This is a genomic window from Streptomyces sp. NPDC024698 (assembly GCF_055559015.1).
In genome coordinates, this window is sequence record NZ_JBVHLK010000007.1 from 350,299 (window position 1) to 366,574 (window position 16,276).

General features: G+C 70.0%; 13 protein-coding genes and 1 pseudogene. 11 read left to right on the plus strand and 3 right to left on the minus strand.

The annotated features are described in order from the left end of the window. Window positions 1-19 precede the first annotated feature (19 nt). Window positions 20-733 carry an MBL fold metallo-hydrolase gene (locus tag ACZ4AA_RS19610; protein ID WP_467603256.1) on the plus strand — a complete coding sequence of 238 codons (714 nt, stop codon included), beginning with the start codon at window positions 20-22 and terminating at the stop codon, window positions 731-733. A 10-nt stretch (window positions 734-743) separates the two neighbouring features. After that, window positions 744-2,006: a histidine--tRNA ligase gene (gene hisS, locus ACZ4AA_RS19615; RefSeq protein WP_467603259.1), complete on the plus strand. Its 1,263-nt coding sequence runs from the start codon at window positions 744-746 to the stop codon at window positions 2,004-2,006. Window positions 2,007-2,147: 141 nt separating this feature from the next. Here hisS and ACZ4AA_RS19620 read toward each other — a convergent pair whose 3' ends face one another. Both ACZ4AA_RS19620 and ACZ4AA_RS19625 read right to left on the minus strand, forming a co-directional pair. Further along, window positions 2,148-2,993 (minus strand): ABC transporter permease, encoded by an 846-nt coding sequence (locus ACZ4AA_RS19620; protein WP_467603262.1) that lies wholly within the window; start codon window positions 2,991-2,993, stop codon window positions 2,148-2,150. Continuing rightward, window positions 2,990-3,855, minus strand: a pseudogene (locus ACZ4AA_RS19625) (ABC transporter ATP-binding protein). Before ACZ4AA_RS19625 ends, ACZ4AA_RS19620 begins: the two are co-directional and overlap by 4 nt. A gap of 139 nt (window positions 3,856-3,994) precedes the next feature. On the opposite strand from ACZ4AA_RS19625, the gene ACZ4AA_RS19630 reads away from it, so the two are divergent. The 3 genes from ACZ4AA_RS19630 to rpsD all read left to right on the plus strand — a co-directional run bounded on the left by ACZ4AA_RS19630 (window position 3,995) and on the right by rpsD (window position 7,038). Continuing rightward, entirely contained in the window at window positions 3,995-4,633 is a 639-nt protein-coding gene (locus tag ACZ4AA_RS19630) for a vitamin K epoxide reductase family protein (RefSeq protein WP_467603265.1), read from the plus strand. A 94-nt stretch (window positions 4,634-4,727) separates the two neighbouring features. Then, a complete protein-coding gene (locus tag ACZ4AA_RS19635; RefSeq protein WP_467603269.1) occupies window positions 4,728-6,083 on the plus strand; it encodes a replication-associated recombination protein A in 1,356 nt (451 codons plus the stop codon). A gap of 340 nt (window positions 6,084-6,423) precedes the next feature. Next, entirely contained in the window at window positions 6,424-7,038 is a 615-nt protein-coding gene (gene rpsD, locus ACZ4AA_RS19640; protein WP_148007813.1) for a 30S ribosomal protein S4, read from the plus strand. 39 nt (window positions 7,039-7,077) lie between these two features. Here the strand turns inward: rpsD and ACZ4AA_RS19645 are convergent, their stop codons facing one another. Beyond that, a complete protein-coding gene (locus tag ACZ4AA_RS19645) occupies window positions 7,078-9,246 on the minus strand; it encodes an ATP-binding protein (protein WP_467603276.1) in 2,169 nt (722 codons plus the stop codon). Window positions 9,247-9,407: 161 nt separating this feature from the next. Here ACZ4AA_RS19645 and ACZ4AA_RS19650 point away from each other — a divergent pair, with 161 nt between their 5' ends. The 6 genes from ACZ4AA_RS19650 (at window position 9,408) to ACZ4AA_RS19675 (ending at window position 16,185) form a co-directional block, all read left to right on the plus strand. Then, window positions 9,408-9,842, plus strand: a complete 435-nt coding sequence (locus tag ACZ4AA_RS19650; protein WP_467603279.1) for a DUF948 domain-containing protein — start codon at window positions 9,408-9,410, stop codon at window positions 9,840-9,842. A gap of 7 nt (window positions 9,843-9,849) precedes the next feature. Further along, the gene (locus tag ACZ4AA_RS19655) at window positions 9,850-10,206 is read left to right on the plus strand and encodes a DUF6167 family protein (protein WP_467603281.1); all 357 of its coding nucleotides are present in this window, start codon (window positions 9,850-9,852) and stop codon (window positions 10,204-10,206) included. Continuing rightward, window positions 10,206-12,878: an alanine--tRNA ligase gene (alaS, locus tag ACZ4AA_RS19660; RefSeq protein WP_467603284.1), complete on the plus strand. Its 2,673-nt coding sequence runs from the start codon at window positions 10,206-10,208 to the stop codon at window positions 12,876-12,878. The genes ACZ4AA_RS19655 and alaS overlap by 1 nt, the downstream gene beginning before the upstream one ends. 15 nt (window positions 12,879-12,893) lie before the next feature. Then, entirely contained in the window at window positions 12,894-13,358 is a 465-nt protein-coding gene (gene ruvX / locus ACZ4AA_RS19665) for a Holliday junction resolvase RuvX (protein ID WP_467603287.1), read from the plus strand. Window positions 13,359-13,481: 123 nt separating this feature from the next. Next, complete coding sequence (mltG, locus tag ACZ4AA_RS19670) at window positions 13,482-15,365, plus strand: endolytic transglycosylase MltG (protein WP_467603290.1); 1,884 nt, start codon at window positions 13,482-13,484, stop codon at window positions 15,363-15,365. Beyond that, a complete protein-coding gene (locus tag ACZ4AA_RS19675) occupies window positions 15,346-16,185 on the plus strand; it encodes a shikimate dehydrogenase (RefSeq protein ID WP_467603293.1) in 840 nt (279 codons plus the stop codon). The genes mltG and ACZ4AA_RS19675 overlap by 20 nt, the downstream gene beginning before the upstream one ends. Window positions 16,186-16,276: the final 91 nt, after the last annotated feature.

Genomic DNA, 16,276 nt, shown 5'->3' on the forward strand with positions numbered 1-16,276 from the left:
GCCACCACGAAGGACGATCGTGCTCATTGCCGGGTTCCCCGCCGGGGCCTGGGGGACCAACTGTTACCTGGTCGCCCCCGCCGCCGGTGAGGAGTGCGTGATCATCGACCCGGGCCATCAGGCCGCTCAGGGAGTCGAGGACGCACTCAAGAAGCATCGGCTCAAGCCCGTCGCGGTCATTCTCACCCATGGCCACATCGACCACGTCGCCTCGGTCGTCCCGGTGTGCGGAGCCAACGACGTACCGGCCTGGATCCACCCGGCGGACCGCTACATGATGAGCGACCCCGAGAAGGCGCTCGGCCGGTCCATCGGAATGCCGCTGATGGGCGAACTGACCGTGGGGGAGCCCGACGACGTGCGGACCCTGACCGACGGCGCGGAACTGGAGCTGGCGGGCCTCGGCCTCTCCGTCGCGCACGCCCCGGGCCATACGAAGGGGTCGGTGACGTTCAGGATGCCCGAGAGCGCGGACATCCCGTCCGTCTTCTTCTCCGGGGACCTGCTCTTCGCCGGCTCCATCGGACGCACCGACCTGCCGGGCGGCGACATGGACGAGATGCTCGACTCGCTGGGCCGGGTGTGCCTGCCGCTCGACGACTCGACCGTGGTGCTGTCCGGCCACGGCCCCCAGACGACCATCGGCCAGGAGCGTGCCACCAACCCGTATCTGCGGCAGGTGGCCGCCGGCCTGGGAGCGGACCCGACCTCCGCTCCTCGACGAGGAATGTGACAAGACTTCCGTGAGCACCTTCAGGGCCCCCAAGGGCACGTACGACCTCATTCCGCCGGACAGCGCCAAGTACCTCGCGGTCCGCGAGGCCATCGCGGCCCCGCTGCGCAACTCCGGCTACGGCTACATCGAGACGCCCGGCTTCGAGAACGTCGAGCTGTTCGCGCGCGGTGTCGGCGAGTCCACCGACATCGTGACCAAGGAGATGTACGCCTTCGAGACCAAGGGCGGCGACAGGCTCGCCCTGCGTCCCGAGGGAACCGCCTCCGTGCTGCGCGCGGCTCTGGAGGCCAATCTGCACAAGTCGGGCAACCTGCCCGTCAAGCTCTGGTACTCGGGCTCGTACTACCGCTACGAGCGTCCCCAGAAGGGCCGTTACCGCCACTTCTCCCAGGTTGGCGCCGAGGCGATCGGAGCCGAGGACCCGGCGCTCGACGCCGAGCTGATCATCCTGGCCGACCAGGCGTACCGCTCGCTGGGCCTGCGGAACTTCCGCATCCTGCTGAACAGCCTGGGCGACCAGGAGTGCCGTCCCGTCTACCGGGCCGCGCTCCAGGACTTCCTGCGCGGCCTGGACCTCGACGAGGAGACGCTGCGGCGCGCGGAGATCAACCCGCTGCGCGTGCTCGACGACAAGCGCGAGGACGTCCAGAAGCAGCTGGGCGGGGCCCCGCTGCTGCGCGACTACCTCTGCGACGCGTGCAAGGCGTACCACGAGGAGGTGCGCGACCTGATCACGGCGGCGGGCGTCTCCTTCGAGGACGACCCGAAGCTGGTGCGCGGTCTGGACTACTACACGCGGACGACCTTCGAGTTCGTGCACGACGGTCTCGGCTCCCAGTCCGCCGTCGGCGGCGGCGGCCGTTACGACGGGCTGTCCGAGATGATCGGCGGCCCCGCGCTGCCGTCCGTCGGCTGGGCCCTGGGCGTCGACCGTACGGTTCTCGCGCTGGAGGCGGAGGGCGTGGAGCTCGAACTCCCCGCGGCCACCAGTGTGTTCGCGGTGCCGCTCGGAGAGGAGGCCCGCCGGCTGCTCTTCGGCGTGGTCACCGAACTGCGCAGGGCGGGTGTCGCCGCCGACTTCTCCTACGGTGCCAAGGGCCTCAAGGGCGCGATGAAGAACGCGAACCGCAGCGGCGCCCGCTTCACGGTCGTCGCAGGCGAGCGCGATCTCGCCGAGGGCGTCGTGCAGCTCAAGGACATGGAGTCCGGGGAGCAGACGGCGGTCGGCACCGGCGAGATCGTGGCCGAACTGCGCTCGCGCCTGGGCTGACGCGCTCGACCCGGCCCCGCCCCGGTGGGCACGCCCCCACCGAGGCGGCCGCGCCCGGTGCCGGACCTGTCCGGTCCGGCACCGTGGCGGCGCGTGCTTGAGCTGTCCGGTACCGGAGCCGGGCGCGGGCGGCCGGAGTGATCAGCCGTCGCGCCGGTTCTTCCACCGGAAGGTCACCAGACACAGCAGCAGTCCTCCGAGGCACCACGCCCCGAGCACGAGCGCGATCCGCCCGAACTCCCAGTCGCCCGTCTGCTCCAGGACCTTCGCGGAGTCGGGCAGGAACACCCCCCGCAGCCCCTGGCACATCCACTTGAGGGGGAAGAGCGCGCCGATGTTCAGCATCCAGTCCGGGATGGTGTCGACGGAGATGTAGACGCCGGAGATGAACTGGAGGACGAGGAAGGGCAGGACGACCACCGAGGTGGCGCTCTTGCCGGACTTCGGGACCGAGCTGACCGCGATGCCGAGCAGCGCGCAGGCCGTCAGGCCCAGGACGAAGATCCAGCCGAAGTCCGCCCATCTGCCGGGATCCGAGGGCAGGTCGACGCCGTAGAGCGTGGTCCCGGCGGTGAGCAGGATCGCCGTCTCCAGGGCGCCGGTCACCAGGACCAGCCATATCTTGCCGAGGAAGTACGCGGCCGGCGGCATCGGTGTGCCGCGCAGCCGGCGCAGCACCTTCTCGTCCCGCTCGATCGCGATCGAGATGCCGAGGGACTGGAAGCTGGTCGACATGATGCCCGCGGCCATCATCGCCGGGACGTACAGCTGCGAGGCGGTGATGCCCGCGCCCTTCACGTCGTTGCTGAAGATCGACGCGAACAGGAACAGGAAGACGACCGGGAAGGCGAAGGTGAACACCACCTGGTCGCGCTGGCGGAAGAACTGCCTGAGCTCCAGGGCGCCACGGCTCAGCCCCAGTGCCCAGGCGCCTGGCAGCCGTCCGGACGCCCGCTTCGTCTCCTGTCGTACACCGGTCGTGGTCATCGCGCGTCCTCCAGGCCGGTCAGTCGCAGATAGACGTCCTCCAGGGTGGGACGGCTCACCCGAAGCCCCGGGATCTCCCCGTCGAAGCGGTGGACGAGCCCGGCGACGGTTCTCGTGGGGGTGTCCGTGCGTTCGCTGCGCGGGCTGCCGTCGGCCTCCGTCCACTCGACCGTGGCCTCGGTGCCGAACCGCTCGCGCAGTGCGGCGGGTTCGCCTTCGGCGACGATCCGGCCCCGCGCGACGACCGCGAGCCGGTCCGCGAGGGCCTCCGCCTCCTCCAGGTAGTGCGTGGTCAGGAGGATGGTCGTGCCCTCGTCGGCCAGCTTGCGGATCAGGTCCCAGAACTGGCGTCGTGCCGCCGGGTCGAAGCCCGTGGTCGGCTCGTCCAGGAGCAGCAGCTCGGGTCCGCCGATCACTCCGAGGGCCACGTCGAGCCGCCGCCGCTGGCCGCCGGAGAGGGACTTGATCCTGCTGCCCTCCTTCTCCTGGAGGCCGACCAGGCCGATGACTTCCCCGGGATCCCGGGGATTTGGGTAATAACGGGAGAAATGCCTCACCGTTCGCCCACCGTCAACTCGGCGGGCGCGGATTCGTCCTGCCAGACGATTCCGACACGTGAACGCCACGCGCGCGTGCCCGTCGCCGGGTCGGAGCCGAGGACGGAGACCTCGCCCGCGTCCCGCCGGCGATTGCCCTGGAGGATCTCCACGGTGGTGCTCTTGCCGGCGCCGTTCGGCCCGAGCAGGCCGAACACCTCGCCCCGCCGGATGCTGATGTCGATGCCGTCGACCGCGGTCACGTCGCCGTACTGCTTGCGCAGTCCCCGTACGTCCACCGCGAGTTGATCCGCCTGTGTCGTCATGCGCACGAGCCTCCCCCCGAACCGAGCGTTCCGGGGCGGCCTTGCGTACCTTCTTATGTCCACCGAACGGTGGGCGGCCGGGCGGGTACGGCACAATGAGCCTGCCCGCAGGCCCCCTCGAAGCTACGGAAACGGCGTGATGAACAAGACGACAGTCAAGGACGTCCCGACCGATCAGGAACGCCCCGCCGCCGTCGCGCGGACCGTCGGCGCCAGTCGCGCGCTCGCGGTGCTGCTGGTGATCACGGGGGCGGCCGGTCTCCTTGCCGCGTGGGTCATCACGATCGACAAGTTCAAGCTGCTGGAGAACCCGAACTTCGTCCCGGGTTGCAGCCTCAACCCGGTGGTCTCCTGCGGCAACATCATGAAGAGCGCCCAGGCCTCGGCCTTCGGCTTCCCGAACCCGATGATGGGCCTCGTCGCCTACGGCATCGTGATCTGCGTCGGCGCGAGCCTGCTCGCACGGGCCACCTTCCCGCGCTGGTACTGGCTGACCTTCAACGCGGGCACGCTCTTCGGGGTCGCGTTCTGCACCTGGCTCCAGTTCCAGTCGCTGTACCGGATCAACTCGCTGTGCCTGTGGTGCAGCCTGGCCTGGGTCGCCACGATCACCATGTTCTGGTACGTGACCTCCTTCAACGTCCGCGCCGGCTTCCTGCCCGCCCCGCGCTGGATGAAGAGCTTCTTCGGCGAGTTCACCTGGGTCCTGCCGACCCTGCACATCGGCATCATCGGCATGCTGATCCTGACCCGTTGGTGGGACTTCTGGACCAGCTGACGGGCCGGTCGCGGTCCCGGCTGCGGGCCCCGGCCGGGCCCGCCGGTCCACGGCCCGGGAGGGATTGTCAGTGGCGTGACATAGGGTTTTGGACGTGGAGCCCGACCTGTTCACCGCCGCCGCAGAAGAACGCCAGGAGAAGGACCCGTCCAGCAGCCCCCTGGCCGTGCGGATGCGCCCGCGCACCCTCGACGAGGTCGTGGGACAGCAGCATCTGCTGAAGCCGGGCTCTCCCCTGCGCAGACTCGTCGGCGAGGGGAGCGGAGGCCCGGCCGGACCGTCCTCGGTGATCCTCTGGGGCCCGCCGGGCACCGGCAAGACGACCCTCGCGTACGTCGTCTCCAAGGCCACCGACAAGCGCTTCGTGGAGCTCTCCGCGATCACCGCGGGCGTCAAGGAGGTGCGCGCCGTCATCGAGGGCGCCCGTCGCGCCACCGGCGGCTTCGGCAAGGAGACCGTCCTCTTCCTGGACGAGATCCACCGTTTCAGCAAGGCCCAGCAGGACTCCCTGCTCCCCGCGGTCGAGAACCGCTGGGTGACCCTGATCGCCGCGACCACCGAGAACCCGTACTTCTCGGTGATCTCGCCGCTGCTCTCCCGCTCCCTCCTGCTCACCCTCGAACCGCTCACCGACGACGATCTGCGCGGACTGCTGCGCCGGGCTCTCGGCGCCGAGCGCGGCCTGGGGGAGTCCGTCGCCCTGCCCGGCGACGCCGAGGCGCATCTGCTGCGCATCGCCGGCGGGGACGCCCGGCGCGCCCTGACCGCCCTGGAGGCCGCGGCCGGCGCCGCCCTGGACAAGGGCGAGCCGGAGATCACCCTCCAGACGCTGGAGGAGACCGTCGACCGCGCCGCCGTGAAGTACGACCGCGACGGCGACCAGCACTACGACGTGGCGAGCGCGCTCATCAAGTCCATCCGCGGCTCCGACGTGGACGCAGCCCTGCACTACCTGGCCCGGATGATCGAGGCGGGCGAGGACCCCCGCTTCATCGCCCGCCGCCTGATGATCTCCGCCAGCGAGGACATCGGCCTCGCCGACCCGAACGCCCTGCCCACGGCCGTGGCCGCCGCGCAGGCCGTCGCGATGATCGGCTTCCCCGAGGCCGCGCTCACCCTCAGCCACGCCACCATCGCCCTCGCGCTGGCCCCGAAGTCCAACTCCGCGACCCTGGCCATCGGCGCCGCCATGGAGGACGTGCGCAAGGGACACACGGGCCCGGTGCCCGCCCATCTGCGCGACGGGCACTACAAGGGCGCGGCCAAACTCGGGCACGCCCAGGGGTACGTGTATCCGCACGACCTGCCCGAGGGCATCGCGGCCCAGCAGTACGCTCCCGAGACGCTCCAGGACCGGGAGTACTACACACCGACCCGGCACGGCGCCGAGGCGCGGTACGCGGACGCGGTGGAGTGGACCAGGAAACACCTCGGTAGAGGGCGCGACTGACCACCCTGTACGATGGCTCGAAGCGCTGCGTCCCGTGTCCGGCTCCGGTCGGCACCACCAGAACGGGACATCCAGCCGGAGCCCCCGCCTCCACGGGGGGATTCCAGGAGCGTCGCGCACCGTCGAAGGTGTCGCGGGCAACCCACCACCACCCGGATCTCCGGGACCGGTCGGTGGGTCACTCGCGTGCTGCACGTATGTGCCCAGACCCAGGAGCGGCTGCCCGCCCCGCCCACGTGGTTCGCCACAGCGGCGAGGAGGGTTTCCCGGGCTGCGGATTGCGACCTCCCCTAACCCTGGTGAAGCCGTATTCGCATCGGAAACATGAGGTGTTTGGTTCATGGCGAACCAGTCCCGCCCCAAGGTCAAGAAGTCGCGTGCGCTCGGTATCGCGCTGACCCCGAAGGCTGTCAAGTACTTCGAGGCCCGCCCCTACCCGCCGGGCGAGCACGGCCGTGGCCGCAAGCAGAACTCGGACTACAAGGTCCGTCTGCTCGAGAAGCAGCGTCTGCGCGCGCAGTACGACGTGTCCGAGCGCCAGCTCGTCCGCGCCTACGAGCGTGCCGCCAAGACGCAGGGCAAGACCGGTGAGGCTCTGGTCATCGAGCTGGAGCGTCGTCTCGACGCCCTGGTCCTTCGTTCGGGCATCGCCCGCACGATCTACCAGGCCCGCCAGATGGTCGTCCACGGCCACATCGAGGTCAACGGTGGCAAGGTCGACAAGCCGTCGTTCCGTGTCCGTCCCGACGACGTCGTGATGGTCCGCGAGCGCAGCCGCAGCAAGACGCTGTTCGAGGTCGCCCGCGCCGGTGGGTTCGCCCCCGACGGTGAGACCCCGCGCTACCTCCAGGTGAACCTCGCCGCCCTGGCCTTCCGCCTGGACCGCGAGCCGAACCGCAAGGAGATCCCGGTGATCTGCGACGAGCAGCTCGTCGTCGAGTACTACGCCCGCTGATCTTCCTTCAGCGGACGTTGTACCACCTGCGCGTCAGCGTCAGCCCGTCGTCTCCCCGCCCTTCGAGGTGGGCGAGACGGCGGGCTCTCGCACGTCCGGGGGCAGCCGTCGCTGCGACGGCACCGCCCCGAGTGCCGTGATCCCGGCACCGCCCAGCGCCCGCGCGATCGCCGCCTCCGGCCCGAGCAGCTCTCCCGCCCGTACGCACTCCTCGTACCGCTCGTCGCCCAGCTGCTGCCGGGACAGGGCGGCACAGCGCTCGTGCGGCGCGTTGTAGTAGGCCGATCCGAACAGCGGCAGGCCCACCGACGGCCACATCCGCGACGCCGCCCCCTGGAGCAGCGCGGCCTCGGCGGCGTCGCCCTCCACCGCCGTGACCAGGGCGAGCAGCTCGACCGCGAGAACGGCGCCGAGCAGATCGTGGAAACCGTTCGCGATCCCCAGGGCCCGCTCCAGCAGAGAGCGGGCCGTCGGCTGATCACCCTCGGTCTGCGCCTGGTACGCGAGGACGTACAGCGCGTACGCCAGCGCCCAGCGCTCCCCGTGGTCCTCGCACACCCCGCGGACGTCCTCGCACAGCTTCACCGCGGCCGGCAGGTCGCCCTGGAAGGCGAGCGCCATCGCCAGTTCGACCTGGCCCATCAGCACATTGCTGTTGAGCTCCCCGATCTCGTGATAGCGGTCCAGCGCCGAGCGCAGCAGCACCTCGGCACGCGCCATGTCGTCCGAGACCAGCGCCAGACAGCCGGTGCGGTGCTCGGCGTACGCGACCGCGACGGCGTTCTCGCAGCGCTCCGCCTCCTCGCGGCACTCCTGGAGCGCGGACAGCGCGGGCACCGAGTCCCCCTGGAGGACGGCCACATAGCCGAGCACCCAGAGGGCCTTCAGCCGTGACTGGTCGCGGTCGCCGTCGAGCTCGACGCTGCGCTCCAGCCAGTGCCGCCCCTCGGACAGCCGCCCGCAGCCGACCCAGTAGAACCACAGCGCGCCCGCCAGATACTGGCCCAGATGCGCCTCGCCGGGTTCGGTCAGCGAGTACTCCAGGGCGCAGCGCAGATTGGGCAGTTCCGTCTCCACGCGCAGCGCCACCTCGGCCTGCCGCGGCGAGAACCAGTCCAGCTCGCACCAGGTGACCAGACCCATGTACCAGTCGCGGTGGCGCCGGTGCAGCCGCTCCGCGTCCCCCGTCGCCGCCAGCCACTGCGCCCCGTAGGCCCGCACCGTGTCCAGCATCCGGTAGCGCACGCCCGCCGCGGTCTCCTCGCGCGACAGCACCGACTGCGCGAGCAGATCGCCGAGCACGTCGAGGACGTCGTCCGCGGGAAGCCCGTCCCCGCTGCACACGTACTCGGCGGCCTCCAGGTCGAACCGCCCGGCGAACACCGACAGCCGCGCCCACAGCAGCCGTTCCCCCGGTGTGCACAGCTCGTGGCTCCAGCCGATCGCCGTCCGCAGCGTCCGGTGCCGCGGCGGCGCGTCGCGCACACCGCCGGTCAGCAGCCGGAACCGGTCCTCCAACCGGGCGAGCAGCTGCCCGGGGGACAGCGTGCCCACGCGCCCCGCCGCCAGCTCCAGCGCCAGCGGGATCCCGTCCAGCCGCCGGCACAGCTCCAGGACGTCGGACCTGTTCCCCTCGTCCAGCGCGAAGCCGGGCACCCGGGCCGCCGCACGGTCCGCGAACAGCTCCACCGCCTCCGTCGCGGCCAGCGGAGCCAGCGGGAACACCCGCTCGCCGGCGATGTCCAGCGGTCTGCGACCCACCGCCAGCACCCGCAGTCCCGGCGCCCGCCGCAGCAACTCGCCCACCAGCGAGGCGCTGACGTCCACCAGATGCTCGAAGCCGTCCAGGACCAGCAGGAGCCGGCGCCGGGCGACGTGGTCGAGCAGCACCTGGCGCTGCGGCTTCGCCGTGTGGTCCGTCAGACCGAGCGCCTCGGCCACCGCGTACTCGACGAGTTCCGGATCCTGCACCGAGGACAGGTCGATGCGCCACACCCCGTCGAGCGGGTCCGTCCCCGCGGCGGCGCGCGCGGCGAAGCGCGTCTTCCCGACACCTCCCATGCCGGTCACGGTGACCAGCCGGACCGCCTCCAGCGCCTCGGCCAGCCGGGCGAGCTCCTCGGAGCGCCCCACGAACGCGTCGAGTTCCAGGGGCAGATTGCCCGGTGCGGCGGGACCGGAGCGCCGGGCGGGGTGAGAACGCTGCATGAGATACGGAGCGTACTGACCCGTTAGCGCTCCGTACAATCGGTTCGCGCAACTCCACACTCCCGAGCGGATAAATGCGGTACGGAGCCCCGGCCCCGGCGCGATAGGCTCGGGTGACGACTTTTCGATGTTCAGGCACACAGTCAGGGAGCGGGTGCACAGTGTCCGGTGGTGAGGTGGCCGGGATCCTGGTGGCCGTCTTCTGGGCGATCCTGGTCTCCTTCCTCGCCGTCGCGCTGGTGAGGCTGGCCCAGACGCTCAGGGCGACCACCAAGCTCGTGGCGGACGTGACCGAGCAGGCCGTTCCGCTCCTGGCCGACGCCTCCTCGGCGGTGCGCTCCGCGCAGACGCAGATCGACCGGGTCGACGCCATCGCGTCGGACGTCCAGGAGGTCACGTCGAACGCCTCGGCGCTGTCGACGACCGTCGCCTCCACGTTCGGCGGCCCGCTGGTCAAGGTCGCCGCGTTCGGCTACGGCGTGCGCCGGGCCATCGGAGGCCGTCGTGACAATGTGCCCGACAAAGCGTCCCGGCGTACCGTGATCGTGGGCCGCAGCGTCCCGTCCGCTCGGCGGGGAAAGCGGAAGAAGGACTGACGCAGCGATGTTCCGCCGTACGTTCTGGTTCACCGCGGGCGCAGCCGCGGGTGTATGGGCCACCACCAAGGTCAACCGCAAGCTCAGGCAGCTGACCCCCGAGAGCCTCGCGGCACAGGCCGCCAACAAGGCGATCGACGCGGGCCACCGGCTCAAGGAGTTCGCCCTCGACGTCCGCGACGGGATGGCCCAACGCGAGGCCGAACTCGGCGAGGTGCTCGGCCTGAACGGGCAACCGGACCCCGAACTGCCCACGCAGCGCCGCATCCGCGCGATCGGCGGCGGCGAGCAGCCGGGCGACAGCAAGCAGATCAAGTACATCGACAACACGACGTACTCGTACAACCGGAATGAGGACCACTGATGGAGTCGGCTGAAATCCGCCGCCGCTGGTTGAGCTTCTACGAGGAGCGCGGTCACACCGTCGTCCCTTCGGCGTCGCTCATCGCGGACGACCCGACTCTGCTCCTGGTCCCCGCCGGCATGGTCCCCTTCAAGCCGTACTTCCTCGGCGAGGTCAAGGCCCCGTGGTCGCGCGCCACCAGCGTGCAGAAGTGTGTGCGCACGCCCGACATCGAAGAGGTCGGCAAGACCACCCGCCACGGCACGTTCTTCCAGATGTGCGGCAACTTCTCCTTCGGTGACTACTTCAAGGAAGGTGCCATCACCTACGCCTGGGAGCTGCTCACCTCGCCCCAGGACAAGGGTGGTTACGGACTCGACCCCGAGCGTCTGTGGATCACGGTCTACCTCGACGACGACGAGGCCGAGACGATCTGGCGCGACAAGATCGGCGTCCCGGCCGAGCGCATCCAGCGCCTGGGCAAGAAGGACAACTACTGGTCCATGGGCGTCCCGGGCCCCTGCGGTCCGTGCTCCGAGATCAACTACGACCGTGGCCCCGAGTTCGGCGTCGAGGGCGGCCCGGCCGTCAACGACGAGCGGTACGTGGAGATCTGGAACCTGGTCTTCATGCAGTACGAGCGCGGCGAGGGCATCTCGAAGGACGACTTCGAGATCCTCGGCGACCTGCCCAGCAAGAACATCGACACGGGCCTTGGCCTGGAGCGCCTCGCGATGATTCTCCAGGGCGTGCAGAACATGTACGAGATCGACACCTCGATGGCCGTCATCAAGAAGGCCACCGAGCTGACGGGTGTCGAGTACGGCGCCTCCCACGCCTCCGACGTCTCGCTGCGTGTGGTCACCGACCACATGCGCACCTCCGTGATGCTCATCGGCGACGGCGTGAGCCCCGGCAACGAGGGCCGCGGCTATGTGCTGCGCCGCATCATGCGCCGCGCCATCCGCAACATGCGGCTGCTGGGCGCCACCGGTTTCGTCGTCAAGGACCTCATCGACGTCGTGATCGCGATGATGGGTCAGCAGTACCCGGAACTCGTCAGCGACCGGCAGCGGATCGAGACCGTGGCCCTCGCCGAGGAGGCCGCCTTCCTCAAGACGCTGAAGGCCGGCACGAACATCCTCGACATGGCCATCACCGACACCAAGTCGTCGGGCGGCACGGTCCTCGCCGGCGACAAGGCCTTCCTGCTCCACGACACCTGGGGCTTCCCGATCGACCTCACCCTCGAAATGGCCGCCGAACAGGGCCTGTCGGTGGACGAGGACGGCTTCCGCCGCCTGATGAAGGACCAGCGGGACAAGGCCAAGGCCGACGCCCGCGCCAAGAAGACCGGCCACGCCGATCTCGGCGCCTACCGTCAGATCGCCGACGCCGCCGGCGAGACCGACTTCGTCGGGTACGACGGCACCGAGGCCGAGTCGACGATCGTCGGCATCCTCGTCGACGGTGTCTCCTCCCCGGCCGCCTCCGAGGGCGACGAGGTCGAGATCGTCCTCGACCGCACCCCCTTCTACGCCGAGGGCGGCGGCCAGATCGGTGACACCGGCCGCATCCGGGTCGACACCGGAGCGATCATCGAGATCCGCGACTGCCAGAAGCCTGTCCCGGGTGTGTACGTCCACAAGGGCGTCGTCCAGGTCGGCGAGGCCACCGTCGGCGCCAAGGCCCAGGCCACCATCGACGTACGTCGTCGTACGGCCATCGCCCGCGCCCACTCGGCCACGCACCTCACGCACCAGGCGTTGCGCGACGCCCTCGGTCCGACGGCCGCCCAGGCCGGTTCCGAGAACCAGCCCGGCCGCTTCCGCTTCGACTTCGGCTCCCCGTCCGCCGTCCCGACGGCCGTGATGACCGACGTCGAGCAGCAGATCAACGAGGTGCTCGCCCGCGACCTGGACGTGCACGCCGAGATCCTGAGCCTCGACGAGGCCAAGAAGCAGGGTGCCATCGCCGAGTTCGGCGAGAAGTACGGCGAGCGCGTCCGCGTGGTGACGATCGGCGACTTCTCCAAGGAGCTGTGCGGCGGCACGCACGTGCACAACACCTCCCAGCTCGGCCTGGTCAAGCTGCTCGGCGAATCCTCCATCGGCTCGGGCGTGCGGCGCATCGAGGCCCTGGTCGGCGTCGACGCGTACAACTTCCTCGCCCGTGAGCACACGGTCGTCGCCCAGCTCCAGGAACTGGTCAAGGGCCGCCCCGAGGAGCTTCCGGAGAAGATCTCCGCCATGCTCGGCAAGCTGAAGGACGCCGAGAAGGAGATCGAGAGGTTCCGCGCGGAGAAGGTCCTCCAGGCCGCTGCCGGTCTCGTCGAGTCCGCCAAGGACGTGAACGGGGTCGCCCTGGTCACCGGCCAGGTGCCGGACGGCACGGGCGCCGACGACCTGCGCAAGCTGGTCCTCGACGTGCGCGGCCGGATCCAGGGCGGACGGGCCGCGGTCGTGGCCCTGTTCACGGTCGCCGGCGGCAAGCCGCTGACGGTCATCGCCACCAACGAGGCCGCCCGCGAGCGGGGTCTGAAGGCCGGTGAGCTGGTCCGCGGCGCCGCCAAGACCCTCGGCGGCGGCGGTGGCGGCAAGCCGGACGTCGCCCAGGGCGGTGGCCAGAACCCCGCCGCCGTCGGCGAGGCCATCGACGCCGTCCAGCGCCTCGTCGCCGACACGGCCAAGTAAGAAACGGCCGAGAAGATGAGAAGAGGACGTCGGCTCGCGATCGACGTCGGGGACGCCCGGATCGGGGTCGCCTCGTGCGACCCCGACGGGATCCTCGCGACTCCGGTGGAGACGGTCCCGGGACGTGACGTCCCGGCCGCCCACCGCCGGCTGAAGCAGCTCGTCGAGGAGTACGAGCCGATCGAGGTCGTCGTCGGACTCCCTCGCTCCCTCAAGGGGGGCGAGGGTCCCGCCGCCGTCAAGGTGCGTGCCTTCGCTCAGGAGCTCGCGGGTGGGATCGCCCCGGTTCCGGTGCGGCTCGTGGACGAGCGGATGACCACGGTCACGGCGAGCCAGGGGCTGCGCGCCTCGGGCGTGAAGTCGAAGAAGGGCCGGTCGGTGATCGACCAGGCGGCCGCTGTCATCATCCTTCAGCAAGCCCTGGAATCCGAACGGGTGTCAGGCACGTCGCCCGGCGAGGGCGTCGAAGTGGTCATGTGATCGCGATACGGTAACGTTCCGCCCGATGCGGTGGTGTTCGAACAGCCGTCGCACAGTAAAGAGGCGGACGGGCGCCGGGCCAGTGGAGCCGGCAGCTACCGGCTCGCGGCTCGTAGGGGATCGATGACTGAGTATGGCCGGGGCTCTGGCTCCGAACCGTGGCATCCGGAGGACCCGTTGTACGGGGACGGCGGATGGGGCGGACAGGCCGCCGACGGCCAGTCCGCCTACGACGGCGGCCAGCCGCAGCACTATCCGCAGCAGCAGGGCGACTGGGGCCAGGGTCAGCAGTACCAGGGTCAGCAGCAGTACGCGCCGCAGGGCCAGCACGGGCAGTACCCCGGCCAGCAGCAGTACCAGGATCAGCAGTTCCAGGGCCAGCAGCAGTACAACGGCCAGAGTCAGCAGCCGTACGACGGTCAAGGTCAGCAGCAGTACCCGGGCCAGGGCGGACAGCAGTACGACGCGCAGGGTCGGCAGCAGTACCCGGGCCAGGGTCAGCAGCAGTACGACGGTCAGGGTCAGCAGCAATATCCGGGCCAGGGTCAGCAGCAGTACGACGGTCAGGGTCGGCAGCAGTACCCGGGCCAGGGCCGGCAGCCGTACGCCGATGCCGGCACCGGCGCGCAGCCCCAGGTGCCGTATGCGGCCGATCCCGCCGACCCCTACGCGGGCCAGTACACGGGTGAACAGCCCGACCTCTACAACACCCCCGACGCCTATCCGCCGCCCGAGCCGCCGGCCCGCCGCCGCGAGCCCGAACCCGAGCCCGAGACGGACTGGGACCCGGGACCCGACCAGGGCGAGCACGCCTTCTTCTCCGGCGCGGACGACGATGACGACGACCTCGACGAGGACGACGACCCGAAGAAGGGCCGTGGCCGCAAGGAGCGGGGCGGCGGCAAGGAACGCGGTGGCGGCAAGGGTAAGAAGCGCCGCAGCGGCTGCGCCTGCCTGGTGGTCGTCGCGGTCTTCGGCGGTGTTCTCGCCGGAGCCGGGTATTTCGGCTACCACTACTACCAGAATCGTTTCGGCGCTGCCCCTGACTTTGCCGGAGAGGGTACGGGACAGGTTCCCGTCGAGATCGGCAAGGGTGAGGGCGGCTATGTGATCGGCCAGAAACTCAAGGCGGCCGGCGTCGTCAAGAGCGTGGACGCGTTCGTGTCCGCCCAGGCCGAGAATCCCAAGGGAAAGTCCATTCAGGCGGGCGCCTATATCCTGCGCAAGGGGATGTCGGCGAAGAGTGCCGTCGCACTGATGCTCGACCCCAAGAGCCAGAACAATGTGACCGTGCCTCCGGGATTCCGCAATGCCCAGGTGTACGCGGCCATCGACGCCAAGCTCGGATTGGCCAAGGGCACCACCAGCGCGGTCGCGAAGAAGGAATACAAGTCCCTCGGACTGCCGAGCTGGGCGAACAGCAACAAGGACATAAAGGACCCCCTGGAGGGGTTCCTGTACCCGCTCACGTATCCCGCGGCCAAGGGCATGAAGCCCGAGGCCGTGCTGAAGAGCATGGTCGCGCAGGCCAACAAGAAGTACGCGGCGATGGGAATCGTGGCGAAGGCGAAGGCGCTCAAGCTGGAGAACCCGCTCCAGGTGGTCACGGTCGCCAGCCTGGTGCAGGCGGAAGGCAAGACGCACGACGACTACCGCAAGATGGCCGAGGTCGTCTACAACCGTCTGAAGAGCACCAACACCGAGACCAATCAGAAGCTTCAGTTCGACTCGACCTTCAATTACCTGAAGGGTCAGAGCAAGATCAATATCAGCGAGTCCGAGATCAACAGCAACCCGGACCCGTACAACACGTATTACCACCGGGGTCTGCCGCCCGGACCGATCGGCAACCCGGGTGACGACGCCTTCAGGGCGGTGTTCAACCCCACGAAGGACGGCTGGTTGTACTTCGTGGCGACCGACGGCCAGAACAACACGGAATTCGCCAAGACGTTGGCCCAGTTCGAGAAACTCAAGGAAAAGTTCAATGCCAGCTCGGGCAACTGATGCCCGCCGGGCCGCCGTGCTCGGTTCGCCGATCGCCCACTCCCTCTCCCCGGTCCTGCACCGCGCGGCCTACCGGGAACTGGGCCTCGGCGACTGGACGTACGACCGCTTCGAGGTCGACGAGGCGGCGCTGCCCGCCTTCGTCGAGGACCTGGGACCGGAGTGGGCCGGACTGTCGCTGACCATGCCGCTCAAGCGGGCCGTGATGCCGCTGCTCGACGAGATCACCGAGACGGCCGCCTCCGTCGAGGCCGTCAACACCGTCGTGTTCACCGAGGACGGGCGTCGCGTCGGGGACAACACCGACATCCCGGGGATGGTCGCCGCACTGCGCGAGCGGGGGATCGAGCAGGTCGACTCGGCCGCGGTCCTCGGCGCCGGCGCCACCGCCTCCTCCGCGCTGGCCGCCCTCGCGCGGATCTGCACCGGCGAGGTCGTCGCGTACGTCCGCAGCCGCGAGCGGGCCGCCGAGATGCGGGAGTGGGGCGAGCGCCTCGGCATCGAGGTGCGCACCGAGGACTGGGCCGACGCCGAACGGGCGCTGACCGCGCCGCTGGTGATCGCCACGACGCCGGCCGGCACCACGGACGCGCTGGCCGCCGCCGTCCCCGGGCGCCCCACGACCCTCTTCGACGTGCTGTACGACCCCTGGCCGACCGATCTCGCGGCGCGCTGGTCCGCGTACGGCGGAGCCGTGGTCGGCGGACTCGATCTGCTGGTCCACCAGGCCGTGCTCCAGGTGGAGCGGATGACCGGACACGCGCCGGCCCCCCTCGTCGCCATGCGCACGGCCGGCGAACACGCCCTCATCGCCCGCTAGGTGTATTGACCCGCAGCGTTGTTCACACGGCTGATGGGTGGCTGGCCTCCGAGGGCGGTGTGGCAGCGATGGTAGTTGTAGCCGTGGAGGA